This window comes from Capilliphycus salinus ALCB114379, from assembly GCF_047276495.1.
Lineage (GTDB): Bacteria > Cyanobacteriota > Cyanobacteriia > Cyanobacteriales > Microcoleaceae > Capilliphycus > Capilliphycus salinus.
In genome coordinates this window covers 2,455,328-2,474,790 of the sequence record NZ_CP178543.1, presented here as the reverse complement: position 1 = coordinate 2,474,790, position 19,463 = coordinate 2,455,328, and the positions used below count along the sequence as shown (strand labels likewise).

Here is a 19,463-nt window from a genome sequence, read left to right as displayed (position 1 = left end):
AATCTCCAGTGCTTGAGAGTTGAGCGAGCAGGCGAGGGTGAACTCAGTACAAATTGAACCCATTGGTTAATTTATCCTAAATTTGCCCTCAATTACCCTTGAGTTTGTACTTGAGCCGTTAAAACAGCCTGTTCTCTATGTTACCTCGTCCTTCACTCTTTCTGAGCCTTGCTGAAAAATTTATACTAGAAGTAGATTTATAGATAGCTTGCAGGCGAAAGAAACGCGCTATGATACCAAACCCTTCAATAATGAAAGCGGTTGAGCAGTTGGGCTATCGCGTCACCACTGGGGACGTAGCGGCCCAAGCCGGAATTGATCTCAATCTCGCTCAACAGCAACTTCTCGCACTTGCTTCGGATGCAGGTGGACATCTTCAAGTCGCCGAGTCCGGTGAAATTGCGTTTCAATTTCCCAAAGATTTTCGTACCATTCTCCGCAATAAATTTTGGCGATTAAAATTACAAGAATGGTGGGAAAAAGTTTGGCGGGTGTTATTTTATCTGATCCGCATTTCCTTTGGAATTTTGCTGATTGCTTCTATTGTGCTAATTTTTCTTAGCATTACCCTGATTGTAATTGCGGTTAATTCCAGTCGAGATGGCGATGATTCCGGCGGCGGTAATGATATGGGGGGCGGAGGTTTTATCTTTGTTCCCCACTTCTGGTTCGGCCCGGATTTGTTTTGGTTTTTCTATTGGGATGATGATTATTATTATCGCCGACGTCAACGTTCTGCCAACAGCCAAAACAATCAGTACAATTTTTTAGAAGCGGTCTTTTCTTTTCTGTTTGGAGATGGCAATCCTAACGCGAATTTAGAAGAACGACGCTGGAAAACTATTGCCACTTTAATTCGCAACAATCAGGGGGCGATTATTGCCGAACAAGTTGCGCCCTATCTCGATGAAATTAGCCCCCAACAACGAGAGTATGAAGATTATATGTTGCCCGTTTTGACTCGGTTTAACGGTTATCCAAAAGTTAGCCCCGAAGGTCAAATCGTTTACCATTTTCCCGATTTACAAACCACTGCAACTCAGTTTCGTCCTCAACCCATTGCCAGTTATTTAAAAGAACAATTCTGGAAATTTAGTGAGGCAACTTCCGGTCAAATTATGTTAGCCGCCGGTTTGGGAGTCGTCAATATTTTTGGGGCGATTATTTTGGGGAATTTGTTACAACAACGGAGTCTTGTTCAAGCATTGGGTGGATTGGTTGGATTTGTAGATGTTATTTTTCCCCTATTGTTGGTTTATGGAATTGGGTTTTTAACCGTTCCTTTCCTGCGTTATCTTTGGATAAAATGGCGGAATCGTCGGATTGAAGTTCGCAACCAACACCGACAAGAACGGGTGGGAATGTTGAATCAAGCCAAAGATTCTCTACAGCAAAAATTGAATTATGCTCGTCAATTTGCTGCGGAAACTGTGGTGACTCAAAACAATTTAGCCTACACCACAGAATCGGATTTGGTTGAACAAGAACTCGAACAAGCCGATAAAATAGATGCGGAATGGCAACAACGCTTAAATCAATCTAATTCTTGATTGAAATAGCAGTTTTTGAAGGGGAATCAATCATAATAAAACAACGGTAGAACGTTAGGAGGGGGAAGGCGAAAATAGCGTTTCAAATACTCTCCGACGTTCTCGGGGTGCATCTGGAGTAAAATAACTCCACAGTGTTTCCCAGTAGAAAAACGATACTCCTTGAAATTGGCGATCGCGAACCACTTGAACTTGTTGTTGAATTTGTTCGATATCAACGGCGTGTGCCATTGTTCCGCTTAAAATCCCAATTCCCACCGGAATTTTACCCCGAATTTCTCGAATAGCCGGGTCTTCTAATTCGCTCAAAAACGCTTGCGGGCTATCCCGATAAACTTGCAAGATTAACTCCTCAATTAAACCCTGTTTTACCCAAGTTTGCCAGTCTTGTAGAGATTCATTATAAGCAAATTCTCGGGGGTTGGGTGCCAAAGAAATCAGACAGTCGGGTTTCACCGCTTTAATGCGATCGTGCAGGGTTTTCATAAAGGCTGTAATTTTATTCGCCCTCCACCGCATCCATTCGGGATCGGCGGGATTATTTGGGGGAAGTTTACCGCCATGTTCTTCTTTATAAACTTTGCGGGTATACCAATCATAACCCAATTCTATCGGCATTCCAAAATTATCATCAAATTGTATGCCATCGACATCATATTTGATCACAACTTCTATAATTAAATCTTCAATAAATCTCTGAACTTGAGGATGCAAAGGATTTAACCACACATTTTTAATTCCAAACCATCCCGCATTTTTATTACTCGGTGGATAATTGGGAAGCAAAGCATTTTCTAATTCCTTTAGAGAGGGAGTGGCTGAAAATCTAAAGCTTTGCGGTAAAGTCACCCATTCGGGATGACGTTTAACCAATTGAGAATTGATCGGCGCCATCAACCCATATTCAAACCAAGGAATTACTCTTAAATCTCGTTGATGTGCTTGGCTGATTATATCCGAGAAAACATCTTCCCCTAAATGTACGAAATTCAACAGGATATCTTGAAAACGTCCCGTCACCCGTCGGGCGATCGCACTGCGATAAAAGGTTGTTCCTCGGTTCCAAAAAACCGGATAAACTGTATTAAAATTTAACTGGGAAAGTTGATCGAGCGCTCGTTGAGTTCCACCGGGAACAAACAACACCCCACTGTTAACATTGGTAATCCAAACTCCCCTAATTTCTTCGCTAGCCGTCACCGTAGTTTGAGAGATTTCAGCCGGATAAAAACGAGTCCATGTCACCGCCACACTCAAACATAAACTCAAACAAATCAGGGTTAACCAATCGAGTCTTTTTCGTCGCTTTCTGATCATTTTTTAAGGGTTTTCAAGGTAGAGATTTTACTCTATAATAGATGAAAGTAGAGTTCAATCTGTTCAACCGATTACTAATTACTGATTACAAATTATGAAGATGAGAGCAATTTCCCAGACCAATAAAAAAAATAATTTCATTCCTCCCCTAGAAAATGGAGATTCTCTAACCCGCCCAGAGTTTGAACGACGTTATAACGCTATGCCTCACCTGAAAAAAGCTGAACTCATCGAAGGAATTGTTTACATGGCTTCACCTTTACGCTTTGAACCTCACGCCGAACCTCATGCTAATTTAATGATTTGGTTAGGAACATATAAAATAGCAACTCCTGGTCTTCGTTTGGGCGATAATCCGACCGTGCGACTCGATTTAGATAACGAACCGCAACCCGATATCGTGTTGTTAATTGATCGCCAATATGGGGGACAATCTCACTTGAGTGAGGATGGTTATATTGAGGGCGCACCGGAACTTGTAGCCGAAATTTCTGCAAGTACAGCAACCATTGATTTAAGGGATAAAAAACGGGCTTATCGTCGCAATGGTGTAAAAGAATATATCGTTTGGCAAGTTGGCGATCGCCAGTTGGACTGGTTTAAATTAGAAGGGGGAGATTATCTCTCGTTGATGCCAGAAAATGGAATCATTCGCAGTCAAATATTCCCCGGACTCTGGTTAGACCTTGCGGCACTTTTAGCCGGAGAAATGCCTCAAGTGCTGACCACCTTACAAGCAGGATTAGCCTCAGCAGAACATCAAGCCTTTAGAACCCAATTAACAACAGTTCAAAATCGGGAATCATAGGAAGTTTATACAATTACCCCCGAACTTTTTTTTACTCCTTTAAGCGTTAATCATCACACCCTGATAAACTCGTTCTGTCACCTCTGCCAAACGTTCCATTCCCTCTTCAATTTCCTCATCGCTCGCCGTCAAACTAATGCGAATACACTGCTGTTTGTGCGGCCAATCTGTTGATAAACCCGGAAAGAAAGAACTTCCCGGCACACAAATTACACCCGCTTGCTTCAATTCCTGATAAAAATCCCAATCAGAAATCGGTAAATTATCAAACCATATCCAAGCAAAAATAGCACCTTCTCCCCGATGCAAATACCAGGGCAAATTTTTCGGCATTGAGCGATCCAAAGTCGTCTCTAAAACGGTAAACTTATTTTGGTAATAAGGGCGAATTACCTCAACAGAAATATCGGCCAACATACCCGAACCAATTGCCCTCGCCGCGATCGCCTGTCCGTAGCGAGAAGAATGAATACAAATATTCGTTTGAAACGCTTGTAAAACCTGAATAATCCCTTCATCTCCAATTGCCACTCCCAAGCGTTCCCCCGGAAGTCCCGCCTTCGATAAACTAATACAATGAACGATATTTTCTCCAAAAACCGGTTCCATATCGGTAAAATTCAAAGCCGGGAATGGAGGGGCATAAGCGGAGTCAATAAAAACAGGTATATTGTAAGAAGCAGCCATCGCGGAAATTTGTTTAACTTCCTCGGGAGTCATCACATTTCCCGTCGGGTTACAAGGACGAGAAAAAATAACTGCACCCACCGTTTCATCAACCGCAAATCGTTCAAAATCCGGGTGATATTTAAACCGGTGCGCCTCAGGAAAAGTCTCTAATTTCGGTTGATAAGCAACCACTGCTTCAGGATACAAACTAACGCTACCATATCCGGTATAATCAGGACTTAAAGGTAAAACAATCTTTTTGAGCGTGCCGTCTTCTGTGTAGCCTCCGAAAGCATTTGCTGCAAAAAAGTAAATCGATTGACTTCCGGGAGTAATCAAAATATTGCGATCGTTGAGATTCAGTCCGTAGCGCGAGTTAAAATCTTCAACGATAACATCGATAAAAGGTTGATAGCCTTGACTCGAACCGTAGCGACAGATCACCTCGCCATATTCGGGACAGGAAAGCAGTTGATCGGTGCAATCTCGCCACAACTGTTCAACTTCGGGTAAAATAACCGGATTACCCGCACTTAAATTAATAAAATCCTTCCCCTTACCCGATCTGAGGGTTTCAATAATATCTTTCATAATAGCTCGCACCCCACTGAGATGGGACATACGATTGCCAAATTTAGATAAAGCCAGATCCATAGCGCAGCAAACGTAATCGATTGACAATGAATTAATCTTAACCACAGTCGGCCAAGATGGGGAAGTATCAAAAATAAAATATAGATTTTTTTACGAATAGCGAGATTGATGATAGCTTTGATCTCAACAGTTACAGCAATTACGGGTTGAATTCCTGATTTCCCATGTTGATTTGGCAAGCCGACTTTTATCGCCGTCCTCTCCAAGATACCACCGGACAACCCCTGTGGGAGTTGTTAATCTGCGATCGCAGTCGCAATATTGAATATCTCGCCTTTTGTCCCCAGTCTCAAGCCAATTCTACTTGGTTAACCCAACAGTTGCAGCAGGCCACCACTGCTGAGAAACCCGATGTGATTTGGGTGTTTCGTCCCCAATCTCTTAGTTTAATCGAAACCGCAGCCACAGCGTTAGGAATTCGGGTTGAACCCAACCGTCGAACTTCTACCCTCAAACAGTGGTTACAGCAACGCAGCCAAGAATATTCCCAACTTCCAGGGTACACCAACGAACCCTACAAACCCGCAGAACTTGATAAACCGCCTCCGGTTCCCATTCCCGAGAATTTGTGGGGGGAGGTTTGGCGGTTTGCAACGTTACCCGCAAAAGATATTGTAGACGGGTTTAGCGATCGCCCCATTCCCATTTTAGAAATGCCGGATTTTTTGTATCCGATTAATTTAAAAATACCCTCAACGGTTCGGGTTCCGGGTATTGTAATTAATGGCGGGCGTCAGTCGATGCAATTGGCGCGTTGGTTGGCGGAAAATAAACCGATTTCTTTACATTATATTCCCGGTTCTCCTGATGGTTTAATTTTAGAAGCGGGGTTGGTAGATCGTTGGGTATTGGCAACCTTTGAAGATGCGGAAGTTGCCGAAGCCGCGAAGATGTTTAGCGAACGAAAACAGTTAACAAAGGGATTGCATTTTTTGTTGGTTCAACCGGATGATTCTGGGATGACTTTCACCGGGTTTTGGTTGTTAAGACCGGAGTAAAAATTTCTCTGTTGAGTACAATTAAATTATAAATATCTATAACTATGGTTCAAAAAAATCTTCAAATCCCTTCTGTTTCAATCCGGCTTTAAGTTTCTTATCTCCCGTCCATAATAAACCCTGAAGTTGCAATGTTAGAGCTACATGAGGTGTATCACTTTCATCTACATCTCGACAGAACTCATAAGCCAATGATCGATTTTCTATTGTAATGAGATCTTCCTTATAGAGATTAATCCGTCTCAATAGAATATGATAGACTTGAATGATATCATTTTCTGTTAATTGACTGAGCCGAATAATTTTTTCTTTTCGCTTAAACAGTTCAACCAATACCAGTTCACAGACAAACAAGTTGTATTCGGATTTGAAAATTAACTCTGTGAAAGGAGAATTAATACTCAAAAGTGAGGAAAACAAGATATTCGTATCAATAATTATCGGAGGCTGAATCGACATCACGAATTTTCAGTAAACTTTGATTGAATACTATCCCAAATCGCCCGATCAATTTCCTCAGCTAATCCGGTGGCTTGTTCTACTGTTAATTGACTTCGCTTCCGAATGGATTCAAGTTCTAGATAATCTAAAAATGCTCTTAGCGAATCTACATCAATTAACTCTCGATTCAACCGAACAACAATTTCCTGATTTTCCAGTGTAATACTATAGTTTGAGGGGTCTGACATTTTACCTCTCTTTGTTGATAATTTTGTTATTCTATTATAATAACACAAGGTCAAGCTAAAATTATGACACAAACACTAGAACAACGAACTTATACAGCTAACGAATATCTCGAATTTGAGGTAAATTCAGAAGAACGTCACGAATATATTAACGGAGAAATTATTCAAGCGTCCGGCGGAACTCCCAATCATAATAAAATAGCAGGCAATCTTTTTGCCCATTTAAACTTTGCTTTAAAACGACAACCCTATGAAGTTTTTGTCACCGATCAACGGTTGTGGATTCCTGAAAAACGCATCTACACTTATCCCAATATTATGGTAATGATTCCCCCGCTTGAATATGCAGAAGGACGCAGAGATACATTAACAAATCCGTTGATGATTGTGGAAGTATTATCAAAATCAACGGAAGCTTATGATCGGGGTGACAAGTTCGCCGCCTATCGAACTTTTTCCAGTTTTCAAGAATATGTATTAATTAATCAGTATACCCTGCAAGTTGAACAATACACCAGAATTGAACCGCAAAAATGGACGTTTTTAGAATATACAAGTTCGGATGGAATATTATCTTTCAGTTCGGTTCCCGTTCAATTAGAATTATTAGAAATTTACGATAAAGTTGATTTTGAAACTCCCGAATAAAATAATTTAAAAATATAACGCCTGTAGGGGCGGGTTCAGCAAAAATTTTAACAACTCACCAATAACTCTAATAAACCCGCCCCACCCTCACAAATAACCCCAATAAACCCGATGCAAAAAACCCGGTTCCGCAAAAAATTTTAACAACTCACCAATAACTCTAATAAACCCGCCCCACCCTCACAAATAACCCCAATAAACCCGATGCAAAAAACCCGGTTCAGCCAAAATTTTAACAACTCACCAATAACTCTAATAAACCCGCCCCACCCTCACAAACAACCCAAAAAAAACCTCGTAGGGGCGGGTTCAGCCAAAATTTAAACAACTCACAAATAACCCCAATAAACCCGATGCAAAAAACCCGGTAACTTTTGTTAAACCGAGTTTTTAAATAAGGGTTTTTGAACGGCGATTAAGTTGTAAAACGAAACGTCCCTAAATATTTATAAGTTCCATATTGTTCTTGACTGCTAAAAAGTCGAATTTCATGGCTTCCAGTACCCGGTAAAGAACAAGGAATATTAGACGTTTGACGGGTGGGAGGACTACAGAGAAACGTTTGTCTGCTTCCTTGGGGTACAACTTCCGCCATAACCCAACGATTTTTTGAGTTTTTTAACTGAATGTCAATAGAATTTCTAACCCGAATATTAGAAAGTTTGGGCGAAATTAACTGAAATCCTTCTGCAAAAAAGTCAGTTTGTAATGCAGGCATTCGAGAGAATTGAGGACGCGATATCGGACGGGATAATAACTGCCAAGCGGGGTCATTCGGAAGATGAGTCATTATCATCACATCCGCAGGCGGAAATAAGTAATTAGTTCTGTACTCTTTAACATACCCCGAACTGGTTAAATATCCCGCATCCCAAGTAGCATCCATTAAATACCATTGACCATTAATTTTAACTCCATTCCAGGCATGACCTTCACCACTCAAACCGCCAGTATAATCTCGATAATCTCCAGTAATATAAGCAACTTCTATACCGGCTGCATCTCCAAAAGCTTTCATTAATCTCGCATATCCCGAACAAACTCCTTTGCGATTTCTAAAAACAGTTTGGGCATCTTGCGGACCATAATATCCGCGTTTATAAGCGGCGTAATCATAATCAATTTTTGTGGCAATATAATCATGGAAAGCTTTAGCCACCAAAAGAGGATCTGATTCTCGCTGAGTAATATATTGGGCGACTGCTGCTATACTGGTTTCTGCGGCGAGGGGCATTTGAGTAACGAGGGGATGAATACTTGTTCCTTCCCAGGGCCAGTTTTTTTCAGCTTGAATTGTGGGGATTTGTCGTTGTAAACTATTGGGAAATTGAGAATAACCGGCAACCGCTTTCAGGCTGGTTAGAGGATTCAAAACCGCTATACAGGTAAGAATTGCTAAACTGATTGCGAAGATTTTTTTCTGTGTTCGTCGGATTTTGATTGACTTGAAAAACTCCAAATTTTTTATAGGATTGGAGGAGAAGAAGAATTGATCGTTGAGATTATTCATATTCTTTTTGGAGGATAAGATCAGTTTGAGTCCGATGATGAACAGGCAGAAAAAGATTATCCCAACCTGCACCATAGGTAGGGAGAGTGCAAGGAATTGAATTGACATGAGAAACTTACTCAGAATTCAAATTCGGCAGATTTTGTACTCCGATTGGGAGTGTTTTATGAATGGTTTCTTAACTCCCTTATGAATTGAGTTTCGTTGAAGTTTTGAGCGTTTCCGGCAATTTTGAGAATTAAATGAATGGATTTGAAATTTGATTGAGGAATAAAAACCCGGTTTTTTCAAAAAACCGGGTTTTTGAGGCAAACCTCATAGAAGACGATAAAAACCTTTTAAAGGGGTGTTTAATTCGGATTGGCAACTTATTAAAATTTTTTGAAAAAGCCGATTATTGTTGAGAGAATAAAACCACAATTCATGCGATTTGAACAGATGACCTGTGCCAGAATTTGTAATGGCTGAGAAATAATGAAAACATCTATTAACCCTTTTGACTCTGTAGACTAACAAAAGAGTTCCCCAGATAGAACAAACAGGGGAAGACCTCACGTTACACTGGTAAGAGTCTAGCTTAGGTGAAGATTATCATGCCTACAGATCGTCGCGTTTCCCGGGTTGCTGCGCTGATTAAACGGGAGGTTAGCCAAATTTTAATGCAAGAAGTCAAAGATGATCGGGTTGGAAGTGGTATGGTGAGTATCACGGATGTCGATGTTGCAGGTGATCTTCAACACGTTAAAATCTTTGTGAGCATTTACGGCACCGAAGAAGCTCGCCAAGAAACGATGGAAGGTTTACGGGCGGCGACGGGTTACATTCGCTCCTCTCTGGGTCAACGGGTGCGTTTGCGTCGAACTCCAGAAGTTGTCTTTTTTGAAGATCGTTCGTTGGAGCGAGGTGATAAAATGTTGGCACTGCTGAATCAAATTTCCAAAAACCGCAAATCGGATGAAGAGGGGGAACCTCTGGAAAATGTTTCAGAGCAGTACATCTCTGATAATTCCGAACTCGAATGAATCTCTCGCTAGCAGAACAAGTGGCCCAGATGGTCGTGGTACGAGCCTCCGGTTATCTGTTTGACCATCAAATTCGTTATCCGGTTTGGGAACCTCCCGCCAAACAGTTACAACATTGGTTGCAGGACTTGGGCGTGGGAGGGGTTCTCTTGGTCGATGGGAGCGCCGTAGAAATTGCAACTCGTACCCAACAACTCCAATCTTGGGCGAAGTTCCCGTTGCTGTTAGCCGCAGATATTGAAGAAGGGGTGGGTCAACGCTTTGCGGGAGCGACTTGGTTTCCACCCCCGATGGCTTTGGGGGCGCTGGCGGGTTCTCAACCTCAGAAGGCTGTAGAAGCGGCTCAACAAATGGGGAAGATTACCGCTTTAGAAGCCCAGGCGATTGGTTTAAACTGGATTTTGGCTCCGGTAGTCGATGTCAATAACAACCCGGACAACCCGGTGATTAACGTGCGTTCGTTTGGGGAGACTCCCGCTACAGTGAGTCGGTTGGCGAGCGCTTTTATTGAGGGTTGTCAGTCTTACCCGGTTTTGACCACAGCCAAACATTTTCCCGGTCACGGTGACACGGCGATTGATTCTCATTTAGAATTACCGACAATTCCGCATTCTGCTCAACGATTGGATGAATTGGAATTACAACCCTTTCGAGAGGCGATTTCTAACGGGGTTGATGCGGTGATGAGCGCTCATTTGTTGATTTCGGCTTGGGATGACCAACGACCTGCAACGCTCTCTCGTTCGATTTTAACGGGTCAGTTGCGTCAAAAGCTCGGATTTAATGGGTTGATTGTTACCGATGCGTTGGTGATGGGTGCAATTGCCAATCAGTATAGCCCGGAAGAGGCGCCGGTGTTGGCAGTTGAGGCGGGGGCTGATATTATATTAATGCCGGTTGATCCTGAGGTGGCAATTCGTTCGGTTTGCGATGCGGTGGTTTCGGGTCGAATTTCCCAGGAACGGATTCGAGCTTCGGTTCAACGAATTTGGAAAGCGAAGACAAAGGTTTATCCGGGTTGGAATACCCAGCATCCCGCTTTGTTTCCCCCCGAGGCGGAGAAGCGTTCTTTTAGCCGTCTGAGTCAAACCTTATCGAGTTCGCTGGCTCAAACAACGGTTTCGGGTTTGCTACACCAGACGCTCAAAATGGGGGGTTCTCTTCCGCTAGAGCTATCTTCTGGGACAGAAACGCCCCAACTGCGAAATGTGGTAATTGTCGATGATCTGTTAAATTGTAGGTTCTTAGGAAATCATACTCCGGCGATCGCATTTCCGACTCAAGAAGGTTATCAATTGCAATTAATTGACTCAAAAAATCAACTTTTTCCTGAATCATTGCCCTCGGAGCCGAGTTTAACGTTACTTCAGATTTTTCTCCGAGGAAATCCTTTTCGAGGGAGTGCCGATTTAACTCAGGTTGGAGAAAATATGCTTAAGAATTTATTAAAAATGGGTCAATTGCAGGCCTTAGTGATTTACGGTAGTCCTTATGCGTTAGAAAGGTTTCGACCTGAAATTCCCCCGCATTTGCCCTATGTTTTCTCTTTTGGTCAAATGCCATCCGCTCAGGCGATTGCCTTAAAAACTTTATTCGGCGTATGAAGCGAGCGCACGGTTGAGAGTTGCTTGTGGCTGTAGAATCAAGTGGCGACGGCCTCTCAATTCATCGTTTAACTTATCTGTGAGTTCAGATTGTTTTATCCGTCTACAGTCGAGCTAGCACATCAGAGCTAAGGAAAAGATTTGTTTTTTTAATGAATCACGCAGGGGTTCAACTTCATCGAGAAGCCGGAGTTATCACGACTCGAACCCCCTTCTGATGGGCGATTGCGGCTGATTTCATGCCATTTTAATTTCTTTATGGAAAGATTAGGGCTGAATTGTATTCACTTATACTGAAAAAATCTCTTCCCTAAATCCAATTTTTCCATTATCATTAGATACTGATGCCACAAACCACCAAAGGCAACCCCAAGAGGGCAAATCCTATGACTTACACCACTGTTCAATACTCACTCAATTTGATCAAAGACGAGGCTCGCGAACTCGTCAGCAAAGGCGTTGTTAGCCGTCAACAGCCGATTTACACCCTTTGCCAATACATACCGGCTCGGGAATGGGCAGGGGTAGAATGCGAGTTAGAGGCTTGCAACTTCCTGCTACGGGACCGGATTGGCGACTTAATCGGCTGCGAGAAGTGGGACAACGACTAAGTTTTTAAACGGTCGATAACCTTAGATGGTTAGAGTATATCAAGCATAGCTCTCTAGAGTACACCGTGATGTAATCGAGTTAACAATTGCGAAAAATTTGTCAAGGCTCGGACTCATCACTTCCATCAAACCACTGAATTAACACGAATAGACGAAAACGGCTAATTTGAAACAACAGCCTTAAACCTGGGAAAGTCCCAGAATTTTTCACTGAAAATGGACTCATCATCAGGATGAGAACTTGCTTTGAACCATAAGCTATTGAATCTTAAGCCAGCTTTTTGAACTACTTGCATTCCCACTCAGGTAGCCCCGGGCTGGCTTAAGTTTATCGATAACCCTTTGTTCAAGCTAGAATTAATTGGAAGACTCCGAACCCCGCAGACGTTCTAACTCCAGTCGCAAAGCGGCAATTTGAGCGGTGAGTTCCTGAAGTTCTTCGGCGGAGTCGGGTTCGGAAACCGAGACGGGAGTTGTTGTCATCGACTCGGAAGACGTTGAGGTTGTTCCTCCAGTCGTTGTGGAGTTGGTTCGTTGCTCTAGGATTGTATCAACAAACCGGCGAGCTTCTTGCTCAGTTTGTTCTCCTTTTTCAGCCAACTCCTCAGCAAGCTGACTCCATTGGGACTGCATTTTTTCTAGATTCTCACTTCGCTTTTGCGAATCTTGCAGCATTTCAATCATAGAGGAGGTTGCGCCGAGTGTGACGCGGAACCCTTGGTGCAGAATCTGAGTTAAGTTATCGGCATTCATGAGAATCAGAACATGAGTGGATAAAGAACTGACCGTCTCCTGAGAAATCAGTCAATTTGGGTGAATATTCTAACACTAGCTGGCTAATTTGAGCTATAAACTCATTATTTTTTTAGCTGACTTGCTCTAAATACTGATTGACATCTTCGATAATTCGAGTCAATTCAGCTTCACTATTAATCTTAATCCGGTCATCTCTAACTGTAATCAGCAATTTCGCCGCAAAGGGACTGGGCCAAATATTGGGATTACAAAACACCTCTAAAAATACATCCCCCGTATGTTGATATTCCATCGATTTTTGCGGGGTGGGTTTACCCGTTGTACCGGGAGTAGACTTCATGGCGACGGCTTTGAGTTGCTGCATTAATTCATCGAGCGCCGCTTTTAACTCAATAGCCGCTTCTGGGGTAAAACGAATGGAAACTGAACCTTGAATTAAATTTAACGTCAGGGGAGCAGTGGACATATATAGAAATCGAACGGTTTTCACGGTTGCCCTCTGATTTTACCTGTCCGCCCGCACCTGATATTTTATCCTCTGACTTCTCTACTCGGTCTCAACCCTTGTTTTGAGGGAATTATACGCCTTAACTCGGGATACAAAACTTAATCTCTAATACCGAATTTGCAAGGTCACAGAAGCTTGTACTTGCTGTTCTCCGCCAATAACAGGCGTGTCTGCTCGTTCGACGGATGCCAGAGCCACTTGTTGACGCATCAACGGTTGAGGGGGAGGCGTACTGGTGCTATTAACTTGAATGTTGACAATTTCCCGTTTGGTTAAATTTAAACTATCGAGAACCGCATCGGCTTGACGTTGGGCTTCTTGAGTCGCTTGTTTCAAGGCTTGCTGTTGAGCCGCTTCTATGGCTTTATCGGCTGCCACAAAGCTAACCCCATCAATGCGAGTTGCTCCGGCTTTCACCGCATCATCGAGCAAACTCCCCACGCTTTCGGTTGGGATACGGAAACTCACGGTATTTGTCGCGGAATATCCGGTTAACTCTTGTTGGTTGTTGCCATAATTATAATTCGGGTTGAGACGAATTCCGGTGGTTTCCAGTTTTTCAACATTTCGCGATCGCAATAATTCTACCACAGCGGTGGTGCGTTTGGCGGCCTCTTGTTGAACTTCATCGGCCGTTTTTCCCTGCACTTCTACACCCAGTTGAACTTGAGTCATGGAAGTGGGAATATTAACAATACCTTGACCACTAACAGTTAACGTTCTCATTTGTTGTTCTTGAGCGATAACGGGAGGAGTCTGGGAAATATTAGCTAAACCCAGAAAGCCTATACCCAATGATAACGCTGTTAACAGACCCCAGGAAGAAGAAGATAAACGACGAACGGACATGGTAGGTTTTCTCTCTATCAAATTGTTAGGTTGGGCGAGTGACAAATACAACTCTTTTGTATCACTCATTCGTTTCGGTTTTCCCCCGTTGAGTTCGGGATAATTTCTCAACTCAACTCGGTTTAAACTTTGGGCGATTACTGAATATCATTGACGAAAAAGGAACCCAAAAAGATTCCCAATTGTGACAGTTTTTACAGTGTTCGGGGAACAGGGAACAGGGAACGGGGAACGGGGAACAGTTTTTACAGTCACCAGTGTTTTCAGTGTTCAGTTCTCAGTAACCTCACGACTTGGTGACTTCTAACTTCTTCTGGCTTCGGGGTGGGTTCCACATCAATTTATGTTTTCTCCGAGATAACTTTTCTAAACCCGCCCCGTCACCCATTTAGATTTTCCCCAAAAAAACTGTAATAAACCCTTTTTCAGTCACCAATATTGTAGGGGAGGGTTCCACATCAATTTATGTTTTCTCCGAGATAAGTTTTCTAAACCCGCCCCGTCACCCATTTAGATTTTCCCCAAAAAAACTGTAATAAACCCGTCACCAATATTGTAGGGGCGGGTTCAGCCTATATTTATATGTTCCCCGAGATAACTTTTCTAAACCCGCCCCGTCAACAATTTATGTTTTCCTCAAAAAAACTGTAATAAACCCGTCACAAATCCCCGTCACCCATTTATGTTTTCCCCAAAAAAACTGTAATAAACCCTTTTTCAGTCATCAATATTGTAGGGGCGGGTTCCACATCAATTTATGTTTTCTCCGAGATAACTTTTCTAAACCCGCCCCGTCACCCATTTAGATTTTCCCCAAAAAAACTGTAATCAACCCGTCACCAATTTAGATTTTCTTCAAAATCATATCATGTCGGGTTGTTAATGCCTGTTCTGGGGACGGGGCGGGTTTATCTCAATCTTGAAGTCGTAGTAAAAATCTTGACTGAACCCGCCCCTACAGAACTGGTGAGGCGAAAATACCCGCCCCTACAGAATGGTTATTGATTATTCGGATATCATCTGACTATTTTTACCTCAGATTAAAAGTAGAAACTACTTCTTGAGTTTCCATGTACCATTGGCTTTCGTGAACGTATTTGACACAATTAATATTCAGTTCGCCATACTCATCATTTTCAGACGTTTGAACTAGCTGTTTAAGTTCCCGAAAACAAACTTCACCCACCGGGTCCAGAATGCGTCCGAGGGAGATATGTCCGAGGTTAGATTGTTGGGGGGAAGCCCAAGAAATCTGTTGACGCAATTGTTCCCGCAGTTGGTCAAATTCCCCATATCCTTTCACAATTATTGTACCATCTGGCGTAATTAAAAATCCCCGATAAGACATTTTAAACGGTTTAAAATTATTCAAAATTTGCCGAATAATTTCCGTAGTTTGAATCAGCAACTTTTCCTCAACCGTTTCATCGGGTCGTTTTATAATAAACAGTTCCCAGTGATAATTTTGGGGTCGAACTTTATAAAAACGAGTAGAATTTGGGAGAAGTTTAATAATTTCATCGAAAAGGGATTCAAATCTTGTTGTTAGCGGTTGGGGAAGGGGAAGACCAACTAAAGTCGTCCAAACTTCAAACCGTTTGGGAACAATTTCACCGTTATTGAAGTCAAAGAGATTTCGAGAAATTGCTAAAAACTCTGGGGGAAAATCATCAATGTCTAAAAATCGTTGTTTTAGGGTTTGATAGCGGGAATCTAGGATCATCGTTTAAAATTGTTAGAGGTTATCTATTCATAGGATTTTGCCAGTATTGTAACTGAGTATTGTAACTCCGTTCTCCCGCTTTTAGATGTCTAGTTTTTCAAATTCTTTAAACATGACAGAATCTTTATCACAACTCGAAACTCGGCGTCGTTCCCGCATTGTTGTTGCTACAAATAACCCCAATGAACCTCGCTCCCTCATTCAACCGGGAACGGGTTTTGATGGGGTTGTCGGATGGGGAATGAACGGAGAAATAGACTGTACCGGTTCATTACTAAATACGGGTCGTCATATTCTCACCGTTGCTCACTGTTTTAATAATATTGATGATAGCCCAAACCTCAATCCTAACCCTAACAATTATACCGTATTTTTTGATTTACCAACGGGTCGCATTTCTATCCCCGCCAAACAAATTTTTGTTCATCCCAATTGGCGTTCTGACTATGATCGCAACTCCGATATTGCCATTATTGAACTCTCACAACCTGCACCCGTAGAAGCAGATCGCTATCAGATTTACACTCAGTTTGATGAGGTCGGTAAAGTCTTTGAAAAAGTTGGATATGGGGTAAGTGGTACGGGATGGACGGGAGAAAATTTTGATGAAATTAATCTGATTAAACGCCGAGGAAAAAATCGTTTTGATGCGTTTAGTGAGATTTTTAATGATGACCCTCAAAGTAACATTTTACCCAAAACTCAATTAGCTTATGACTTTGATAATGGTTCGTTTTTAAATGATGCTTTTGGTGTAGAATATGGTATTATAGATTTAGGATTGGGTTCGGAAGAAATCGGAATTAGTGGCGGAGATTCCGGCGCCCCCGCTTTTATTAATGGAAAAATTGCAGGTTTAAGTTCTTTTGGTCAAAGTCCCTTCAATGAAACCGTTGACGTTACCGATGAGAATGATACCAGTTTCGGCGAGTTTTTTAGCGATACGAGAGTTTCTATTTATTCAAGTTGGATAGAAGAAACCATTGCGTTATCAAACAGTGGCGATGATTTAATTTGGGGAGGGAAGGAAAACGATCTTTTAAATGGAAACCAGGGAAACGATAATCTTGACGGTTTTAATGGAGGAGATACGTTATTTGGGGGTCGGGATAATGATATTATTAATGGTGGGGATGGGGATGATTTTATCTACGGAAACCGGGGGAGTGATACTCTAGAAGGGGGAAGCGGAAATGATAACTTATTTGGCGGTCAAGAGGATGATATTGTCAGTGGAGGTGAGGGTCAAGATACGTTAAGCGGAGACAGAGGACGGGATATTTTAACGGGAGGAAATGGCGAAGATTGGTTTATTTTATCGACTCAAACCGCAGTAAATAGTCCGGTTGAAGCCGATATTATTGCTGATTTTACTGTCGGCGATCGCATTATTTTAACCGCCGGATTAACCCCAGAAAGTGTAAGTTTAGAAGCCTTTGAATTAGCAGGAACTTCAGGGATTTTAATCCGTAACAGCGTAGAAAATAGCATCTTAGGATTTGTACAAAATACCACAGAAGATCTACTTTCCGAGAGTTTTATCTCTACTTAAAAGCTACATCACAAAAACCCAGTTTCTACGAGAAACCGGGTTTTTTTGTAGGGGTTTAATCTTTTTCAGCTTCTATCAAATAAGAACACCAATCACTCCAACTTCCCGCATAGAGTTTTCCGTGATGAATTCCAGCCATTTCTAACGACCATAAATTCACACAAGCTGTTACCCCAGAACCGCAATAAACCATAATTTCTTCTGCATTTTTTATATGACTCCAGCGTTGGGGTTGTTCTTCTATTTTAACATATCCCGCCTGATCAGAAACCTCTTTCCAGGGATAATTAACAGCCCCCGGAATATGTCCGGCGATGGGGTCTATCGGTTCAGTTTTTCCTAAATATCGATCCGGTTCGCGAGAATCAACTAAAGCAACTTCTGGGCGATCTTTTTTCGCTTTTACGGTTTCAATATCAACCAATAATTCCGGATTAATTTGGGGAATAAATTCGCCCACTTTCGGTTCGGGTTGACTGTTATTGACGGGATAACCTTGAGTTTTCCAATTGCTAAAACCTCCGTCTAAAAGGGCGACTTTTTCATGTCCCATGTATCGCAATAACCACCACAAACGAGCCGCAAACGCAAAGCGAGAATCATCATAAGCGACGACAAGGGTATGTGAATGAATTCCAATTTTGCTGAAAGTTTGAGCTAATTTGGTGACATCTGGGAGGGGATGACGTCCGCCATGTTTAGCAACAGGACTGGAAAGATCTCGGTTGAGATCGAGATAGTATGCTCCCGGAATATGACTTTCTTGATATTGGCGTTGTCCTAATTCTGGGTCAGCCAAAGAAAAGCGACAGTCAACAACGACAACATTAGGATTATCGAGTTGATTTGCTAACCAAGACGCGGAAACAACGAAAGCGTTATCGGTCATTTTTTCATCTCAATTCTTAGGAAAATAAAGGTTCTTATGGAAGAACCTTCCTCCTAATCATACTAAACTTAAGAGTCAGAAATCGCTTTTTCAAATTCCATGCGCTGTTTTGCGCTGTAGAGGAAGTAACCATTCATCATCGCGGAAGCCAAAAGGCGACCCAAATTTTGGCGATTTGTTGTGATATTAACATCAAAGTGTTCGGAGGGTAAACCGCCTAAAAGTTGGCTGAGACGGTGTTCCATAATTTGAGCAACTTCGGGGTCGGGTTGGGAAAGTTGAGCGATGGTTTCCGGGTTCATGGACTGAAGATATTTTAACAGTTGATTTCCTTCCGATGAAGCATCGTTGAAGAATTCAGAAACTTGATGGGACATATTTTTATCTTGCATTTTAAACCCTTGTTTGTTTGTTGTAATTTGTTTTGCTCGCCTAGTTTCTACTTTAACCGCTAATCCCACCGAGTTCGAGTGAGTAAAACCGAACCGTTTTGGGGGATGTTTCGACTTTTAGCTTGATTTTGAATCGGACTCGGAGGGACGTTGAATAAATTGTTTTAAAATGGTTTGTGGTGAACGATCCCAAGTGTCTTCGTGGCGATAAATTAAGGCGTCTTCGGTGAGTTTGTAAGCCGAAGAACCGTTGAAGAAAATTTGTGGTTTCCAAGGAAGTCTCAGGGTTCCGCGTACCGTCCAGTCGGCGCTAATTAAATCCACTGCGGTTTGTTGAACTCGGTGTAAATCAAAGTAAATTTCGCTAAAAAATAACCGAGCATGAAATCGCAGCGTCCAAAAGATGATTCTGTAGTTAAATTTCCATTTAAAGGTATTTACGGGGTCGGTAAAGTAAATGTCTGAGGTATAAATCTCGTAGGAGATGTCTTTTTCAAATAATGTCGGTAAGTCTTGTTTGAGGGTGTTAATTACAGTTTCGATTTTGGCTTGATACTGTTCGGGAGTGAGTTGGGTTGCGGTTTGAGCGGTCATAATTTGCTTTTTTTTAAAATATCCAAAATTCGCGAATGATATCATGTCTGACTAATCAATAAAGATTCTGTAGGGGCGGGTTCAGTCAAGATTTTTACTACTCCAAGATTGAGATAAACC

At 42.1% G+C, this 19,463-nt stretch carries 20 protein-coding genes; 8 read left to right on the top strand and 12 right to left on the bottom strand.

The window, feature by feature from the left end; all coding sequences use genetic code 11:
* Nucleotides 1–230: 230 nt before the first annotated feature.
* A complete protein-coding gene (locus ACL6C3_RS10290; protein ID WP_413167076.1) occupies nt 231–1,550 on the top strand; it encodes a hypothetical protein in 1,320 nt (439 codons plus the stop codon).
* 54 nt (nt 1,551–1,604) lie between these two features.
* Here ACL6C3_RS10290 and ACL6C3_RS10285 read toward each other — a convergent pair whose 3' ends face one another.
* On the bottom strand, nt 1,605–2,867 hold the full coding sequence (locus ACL6C3_RS10285; protein WP_413167075.1) for a glycoside hydrolase family 10 protein: 1,263 nt from the start codon (nt 2,865–2,867) through the stop codon (nt 1,605–1,607).
* Nucleotides 2,868–2,961: 94 nt separating this feature from the next.
* On the opposite strand from ACL6C3_RS10285, the gene ACL6C3_RS10280 reads away from it, so the two are divergent.
* Complete coding sequence (locus ACL6C3_RS10280) at nt 2,962–3,675, top strand: Uma2 family endonuclease (protein ID WP_413167074.1); 714 nt, start codon at nt 2,962–2,964, stop codon at nt 3,673–3,675.
* A gap of 39 nt (nt 3,676–3,714) precedes the next feature.
* Here ACL6C3_RS10280 and ACL6C3_RS10275 read toward each other — a convergent pair whose 3' ends face one another.
* Nucleotides 3,715–4,998, bottom strand: coding sequence for a valine--pyruvate transaminase (locus ACL6C3_RS10275; protein ID WP_413167073.1), 1,284 nt, complete (start codon nt 4,996–4,998; stop codon nt 3,715–3,717).
* Between the two features lie 164 nt (nt 4,999–5,162).
* On the opposite strand from ACL6C3_RS10275, the gene ACL6C3_RS10270 reads away from it, so the two are divergent.
* Nucleotides 5,163–5,996, top strand: coding sequence for a Tab2/Atab2 family RNA-binding protein (locus ACL6C3_RS10270; RefSeq protein WP_413167072.1), 834 nt, complete (start codon nt 5,163–5,165; stop codon nt 5,994–5,996).
* A 42-nt stretch (nt 5,997–6,038) separates the two neighbouring features.
* Here the strand turns inward: ACL6C3_RS10270 and ACL6C3_RS10265 are convergent, their stop codons facing one another.
* Together ACL6C3_RS10265 and ACL6C3_RS10260 are read right to left on the bottom strand one after the other, a co-directional pair.
* Complete coding sequence (locus tag ACL6C3_RS10265) at nt 6,039–6,455, bottom strand: PIN domain-containing protein (protein WP_413167071.1); 417 nt, start codon at nt 6,453–6,455, stop codon at nt 6,039–6,041.
* Nucleotides 6,455–6,685 carry a hypothetical protein gene (locus tag ACL6C3_RS10260; RefSeq protein WP_413167070.1) on the bottom strand — a complete coding sequence of 77 codons (231 nt, stop codon included), beginning with the start codon at nt 6,683–6,685 and terminating at the stop codon, nt 6,455–6,457. The genes ACL6C3_RS10265 and ACL6C3_RS10260 overlap by 1 nt, the downstream gene beginning before the upstream one ends.
* 63 nt (nt 6,686–6,748) lie before the next feature.
* Between ACL6C3_RS10260 and ACL6C3_RS10255 the strand changes: the two genes are divergently transcribed.
* On the top strand, nt 6,749–7,333 hold the full coding sequence (locus tag ACL6C3_RS10255; RefSeq protein WP_413167069.1) for a Uma2 family endonuclease: 585 nt from the start codon (nt 6,749–6,751) through the stop codon (nt 7,331–7,333).
* Between the two features lie 415 nt (nt 7,334–7,748).
* On the opposite strand, the gene ACL6C3_RS10250 is transcribed toward ACL6C3_RS10255, so the two are convergent.
* Nucleotides 7,749–8,705: a transglutaminase domain-containing protein gene (locus ACL6C3_RS10250; protein ID WP_413167068.1), complete on the bottom strand. Its 957-nt coding sequence runs from the start codon at nt 8,703–8,705 to the stop codon at nt 7,749–7,751.
* A gap of 731 nt (nt 8,706–9,436) precedes the next feature.
* Here ACL6C3_RS10250 and rbfA point away from each other — a divergent pair.
* From rbfA to ACL6C3_RS10235, 3 genes are all read left to right on the top strand, one after another.
* Nucleotides 9,437–9,865 carry a 30S ribosome-binding factor RbfA gene (gene rbfA, locus ACL6C3_RS10245; protein ID WP_413167067.1) on the top strand — a complete coding sequence of 143 codons (429 nt, stop codon included), beginning with the start codon at nt 9,437–9,439 and terminating at the stop codon, nt 9,863–9,865.
* Complete coding sequence (locus ACL6C3_RS10240; protein ID WP_413167066.1) at nt 9,862–11,469, top strand: glycoside hydrolase family 3 N-terminal domain-containing protein; 1,608 nt, start codon at nt 9,862–9,864, stop codon at nt 11,467–11,469. The genes rbfA and ACL6C3_RS10240 overlap by 4 nt, the downstream gene beginning before the upstream one ends.
* Nucleotides 11,470–11,855: 386 nt before the next feature.
* Complete coding sequence (locus ACL6C3_RS10235) at nt 11,856–12,080, top strand: DUF4327 family protein (RefSeq protein WP_413167065.1); 225 nt, start codon at nt 11,856–11,858, stop codon at nt 12,078–12,080.
* A gap of 357 nt (nt 12,081–12,437) precedes the next feature.
* On the opposite strand, the gene ACL6C3_RS10230 is transcribed toward ACL6C3_RS10235, so the two are convergent.
* From ACL6C3_RS10230 to ACL6C3_RS10215, 4 genes are all read right to left on the bottom strand, one after another.
* Nucleotides 12,438–12,833, bottom strand: coding sequence for a hypothetical protein (locus tag ACL6C3_RS10230; RefSeq protein ID WP_413167064.1), 396 nt, complete (start codon nt 12,831–12,833; stop codon nt 12,438–12,440).
* A gap of 112 nt (nt 12,834–12,945) precedes the next feature.
* Entirely contained in the window at nt 12,946–13,302 is a 357-nt protein-coding gene (locus ACL6C3_RS10225) for a hypothetical protein (protein WP_413167063.1), read from the bottom strand.
* Between the two features lie 147 nt (nt 13,303–13,449).
* Nucleotides 13,450–14,193: an SIMPL domain-containing protein gene (locus ACL6C3_RS10220; RefSeq protein WP_413167062.1), complete on the bottom strand. Its 744-nt coding sequence runs from the start codon at nt 14,191–14,193 to the stop codon at nt 13,450–13,452.
* Between the two features lie 1,030 nt (nt 14,194–15,223).
* Nucleotides 15,224–15,916 carry a hypothetical protein gene (locus ACL6C3_RS10215; RefSeq protein WP_413167061.1) on the bottom strand — a complete coding sequence of 231 codons (693 nt, stop codon included), beginning with the start codon at nt 15,914–15,916 and terminating at the stop codon, nt 15,224–15,226.
* Between the two features lie 112 nt (nt 15,917–16,028).
* Here ACL6C3_RS10215 and ACL6C3_RS10210 point away from each other — a divergent pair, with 112 nt between their 5' ends.
* Nucleotides 16,029–17,468 (top strand): trypsin-like serine protease, encoded by a 1,440-nt coding sequence (locus ACL6C3_RS10210; protein ID WP_413167060.1) that lies wholly within the window; start codon nt 16,029–16,031, stop codon nt 17,466–17,468.
* A gap of 55 nt (nt 17,469–17,523) precedes the next feature.
* Here the strand turns inward: ACL6C3_RS10210 and ACL6C3_RS10205 are convergent, their stop codons facing one another.
* The 3 genes from ACL6C3_RS10205 to ACL6C3_RS10195 form a co-directional block, all read right to left on the bottom strand.
* On the bottom strand, nt 17,524–18,357 hold the full coding sequence (locus ACL6C3_RS10205) for a sulfurtransferase (RefSeq protein ID WP_413167059.1): 834 nt from the start codon (nt 18,355–18,357) through the stop codon (nt 17,524–17,526).
* 68 nt (nt 18,358–18,425) lie between these two features.
* Entirely contained in the window at nt 18,426–18,749 is a 324-nt protein-coding gene (locus ACL6C3_RS10200) for a DUF760 domain-containing protein (protein WP_413167058.1), read from the bottom strand.
* A 117-nt stretch (nt 18,750–18,866) separates the two neighbouring features.
* On the bottom strand, nt 18,867–19,343 hold the full coding sequence (locus tag ACL6C3_RS10195) for a DUF2358 domain-containing protein (protein WP_413167057.1): 477 nt from the start codon (nt 19,341–19,343) through the stop codon (nt 18,867–18,869).
* Nucleotides 19,344–19,463 lie beyond the last annotated feature (120 nt).

Coding starts and splice junctions, on each gene's coding strand:
- ACL6C3_RS10290 (WP_413167076.1), top strand. CDS start 231: ATGATACCAAACCCTTCAATAATGAAAGCGGTTGAGCAGTTGGGCTAT.
- ACL6C3_RS10285 (WP_413167075.1), bottom strand. CDS start 2,867: ATGATCAGAAAGCGACGAAAAAGACTCGATTGGTTAACCCTGATTTGT.
- ACL6C3_RS10280 (WP_413167074.1), top strand. CDS start 2,962: ATGAAGATGAGAGCAATTTCCCAGACCAATAAAAAAAATAATTTCATT.
- ACL6C3_RS10275 (WP_413167073.1), bottom strand. CDS start 4,998: ATGGATCTGGCTTTATCTAAATTTGGCAATCGTATGTCCCATCTCAGT.
- ACL6C3_RS10270 (WP_413167072.1), top strand. CDS start 5,163: ATGTTGATTTGGCAAGCCGACTTTTATCGCCGTCCTCTCCAAGATACC.
- ACL6C3_RS10265 (WP_413167071.1), bottom strand. CDS start 6,455: ATGTCGATTCAGCCTCCGATAATTATTGATACGAATATCTTGTTTTCC.
- ACL6C3_RS10260 (WP_413167070.1), bottom strand. CDS start 6,685: ATGTCAGACCCCTCAAACTATAGTATTACACTGGAAAATCAGGAAATT.
- ACL6C3_RS10255 (WP_413167069.1), top strand. CDS start 6,749: ATGACACAAACACTAGAACAACGAACTTATACAGCTAACGAATATCTC.
- rbfA (WP_413167067.1), top strand. CDS start 9,437: ATGCCTACAGATCGTCGCGTTTCCCGGGTTGCTGCGCTGATTAAACGG.
- ACL6C3_RS10240 (WP_413167066.1), top strand. CDS start 9,862: ATGAATCTCTCGCTAGCAGAACAAGTGGCCCAGATGGTCGTGGTACGA.
- ACL6C3_RS10235 (WP_413167065.1), top strand. CDS start 11,856: ATGACTTACACCACTGTTCAATACTCACTCAATTTGATCAAAGACGAG.
- ACL6C3_RS10230 (WP_413167064.1), bottom strand. CDS start 12,833: ATGAATGCCGATAACTTAACTCAGATTCTGCACCAAGGGTTCCGCGTC.
- ACL6C3_RS10225 (WP_413167063.1), bottom strand. CDS start 13,302: ATGTCCACTGCTCCCCTGACGTTAAATTTAATTCAAGGTTCAGTTTCC.
- ACL6C3_RS10220 (WP_413167062.1), bottom strand. CDS start 14,193: ATGTCCGTTCGTCGTTTATCTTCTTCTTCCTGGGGTCTGTTAACAGCG.
- ACL6C3_RS10215 (WP_413167061.1), bottom strand. CDS start 15,916: ATGATCCTAGATTCCCGCTATCAAACCCTAAAACAACGATTTTTAGAC.
- ACL6C3_RS10210 (WP_413167060.1), top strand. CDS start 16,029: ATGACAGAATCTTTATCACAACTCGAAACTCGGCGTCGTTCCCGCATT.
- ACL6C3_RS10205 (WP_413167059.1), bottom strand. CDS start 18,357: ATGACCGATAACGCTTTCGTTGTTTCCGCGTCTTGGTTAGCAAATCAA.
- ACL6C3_RS10200 (WP_413167058.1), bottom strand. CDS start 18,749: ATGCAAGATAAAAATATGTCCCATCAAGTTTCTGAATTCTTCAACGAT.
- ACL6C3_RS10195 (WP_413167057.1), bottom strand. CDS start 19,343: ATGACCGCTCAAACCGCAACCCAACTCACTCCCGAACAGTATCAAGCC.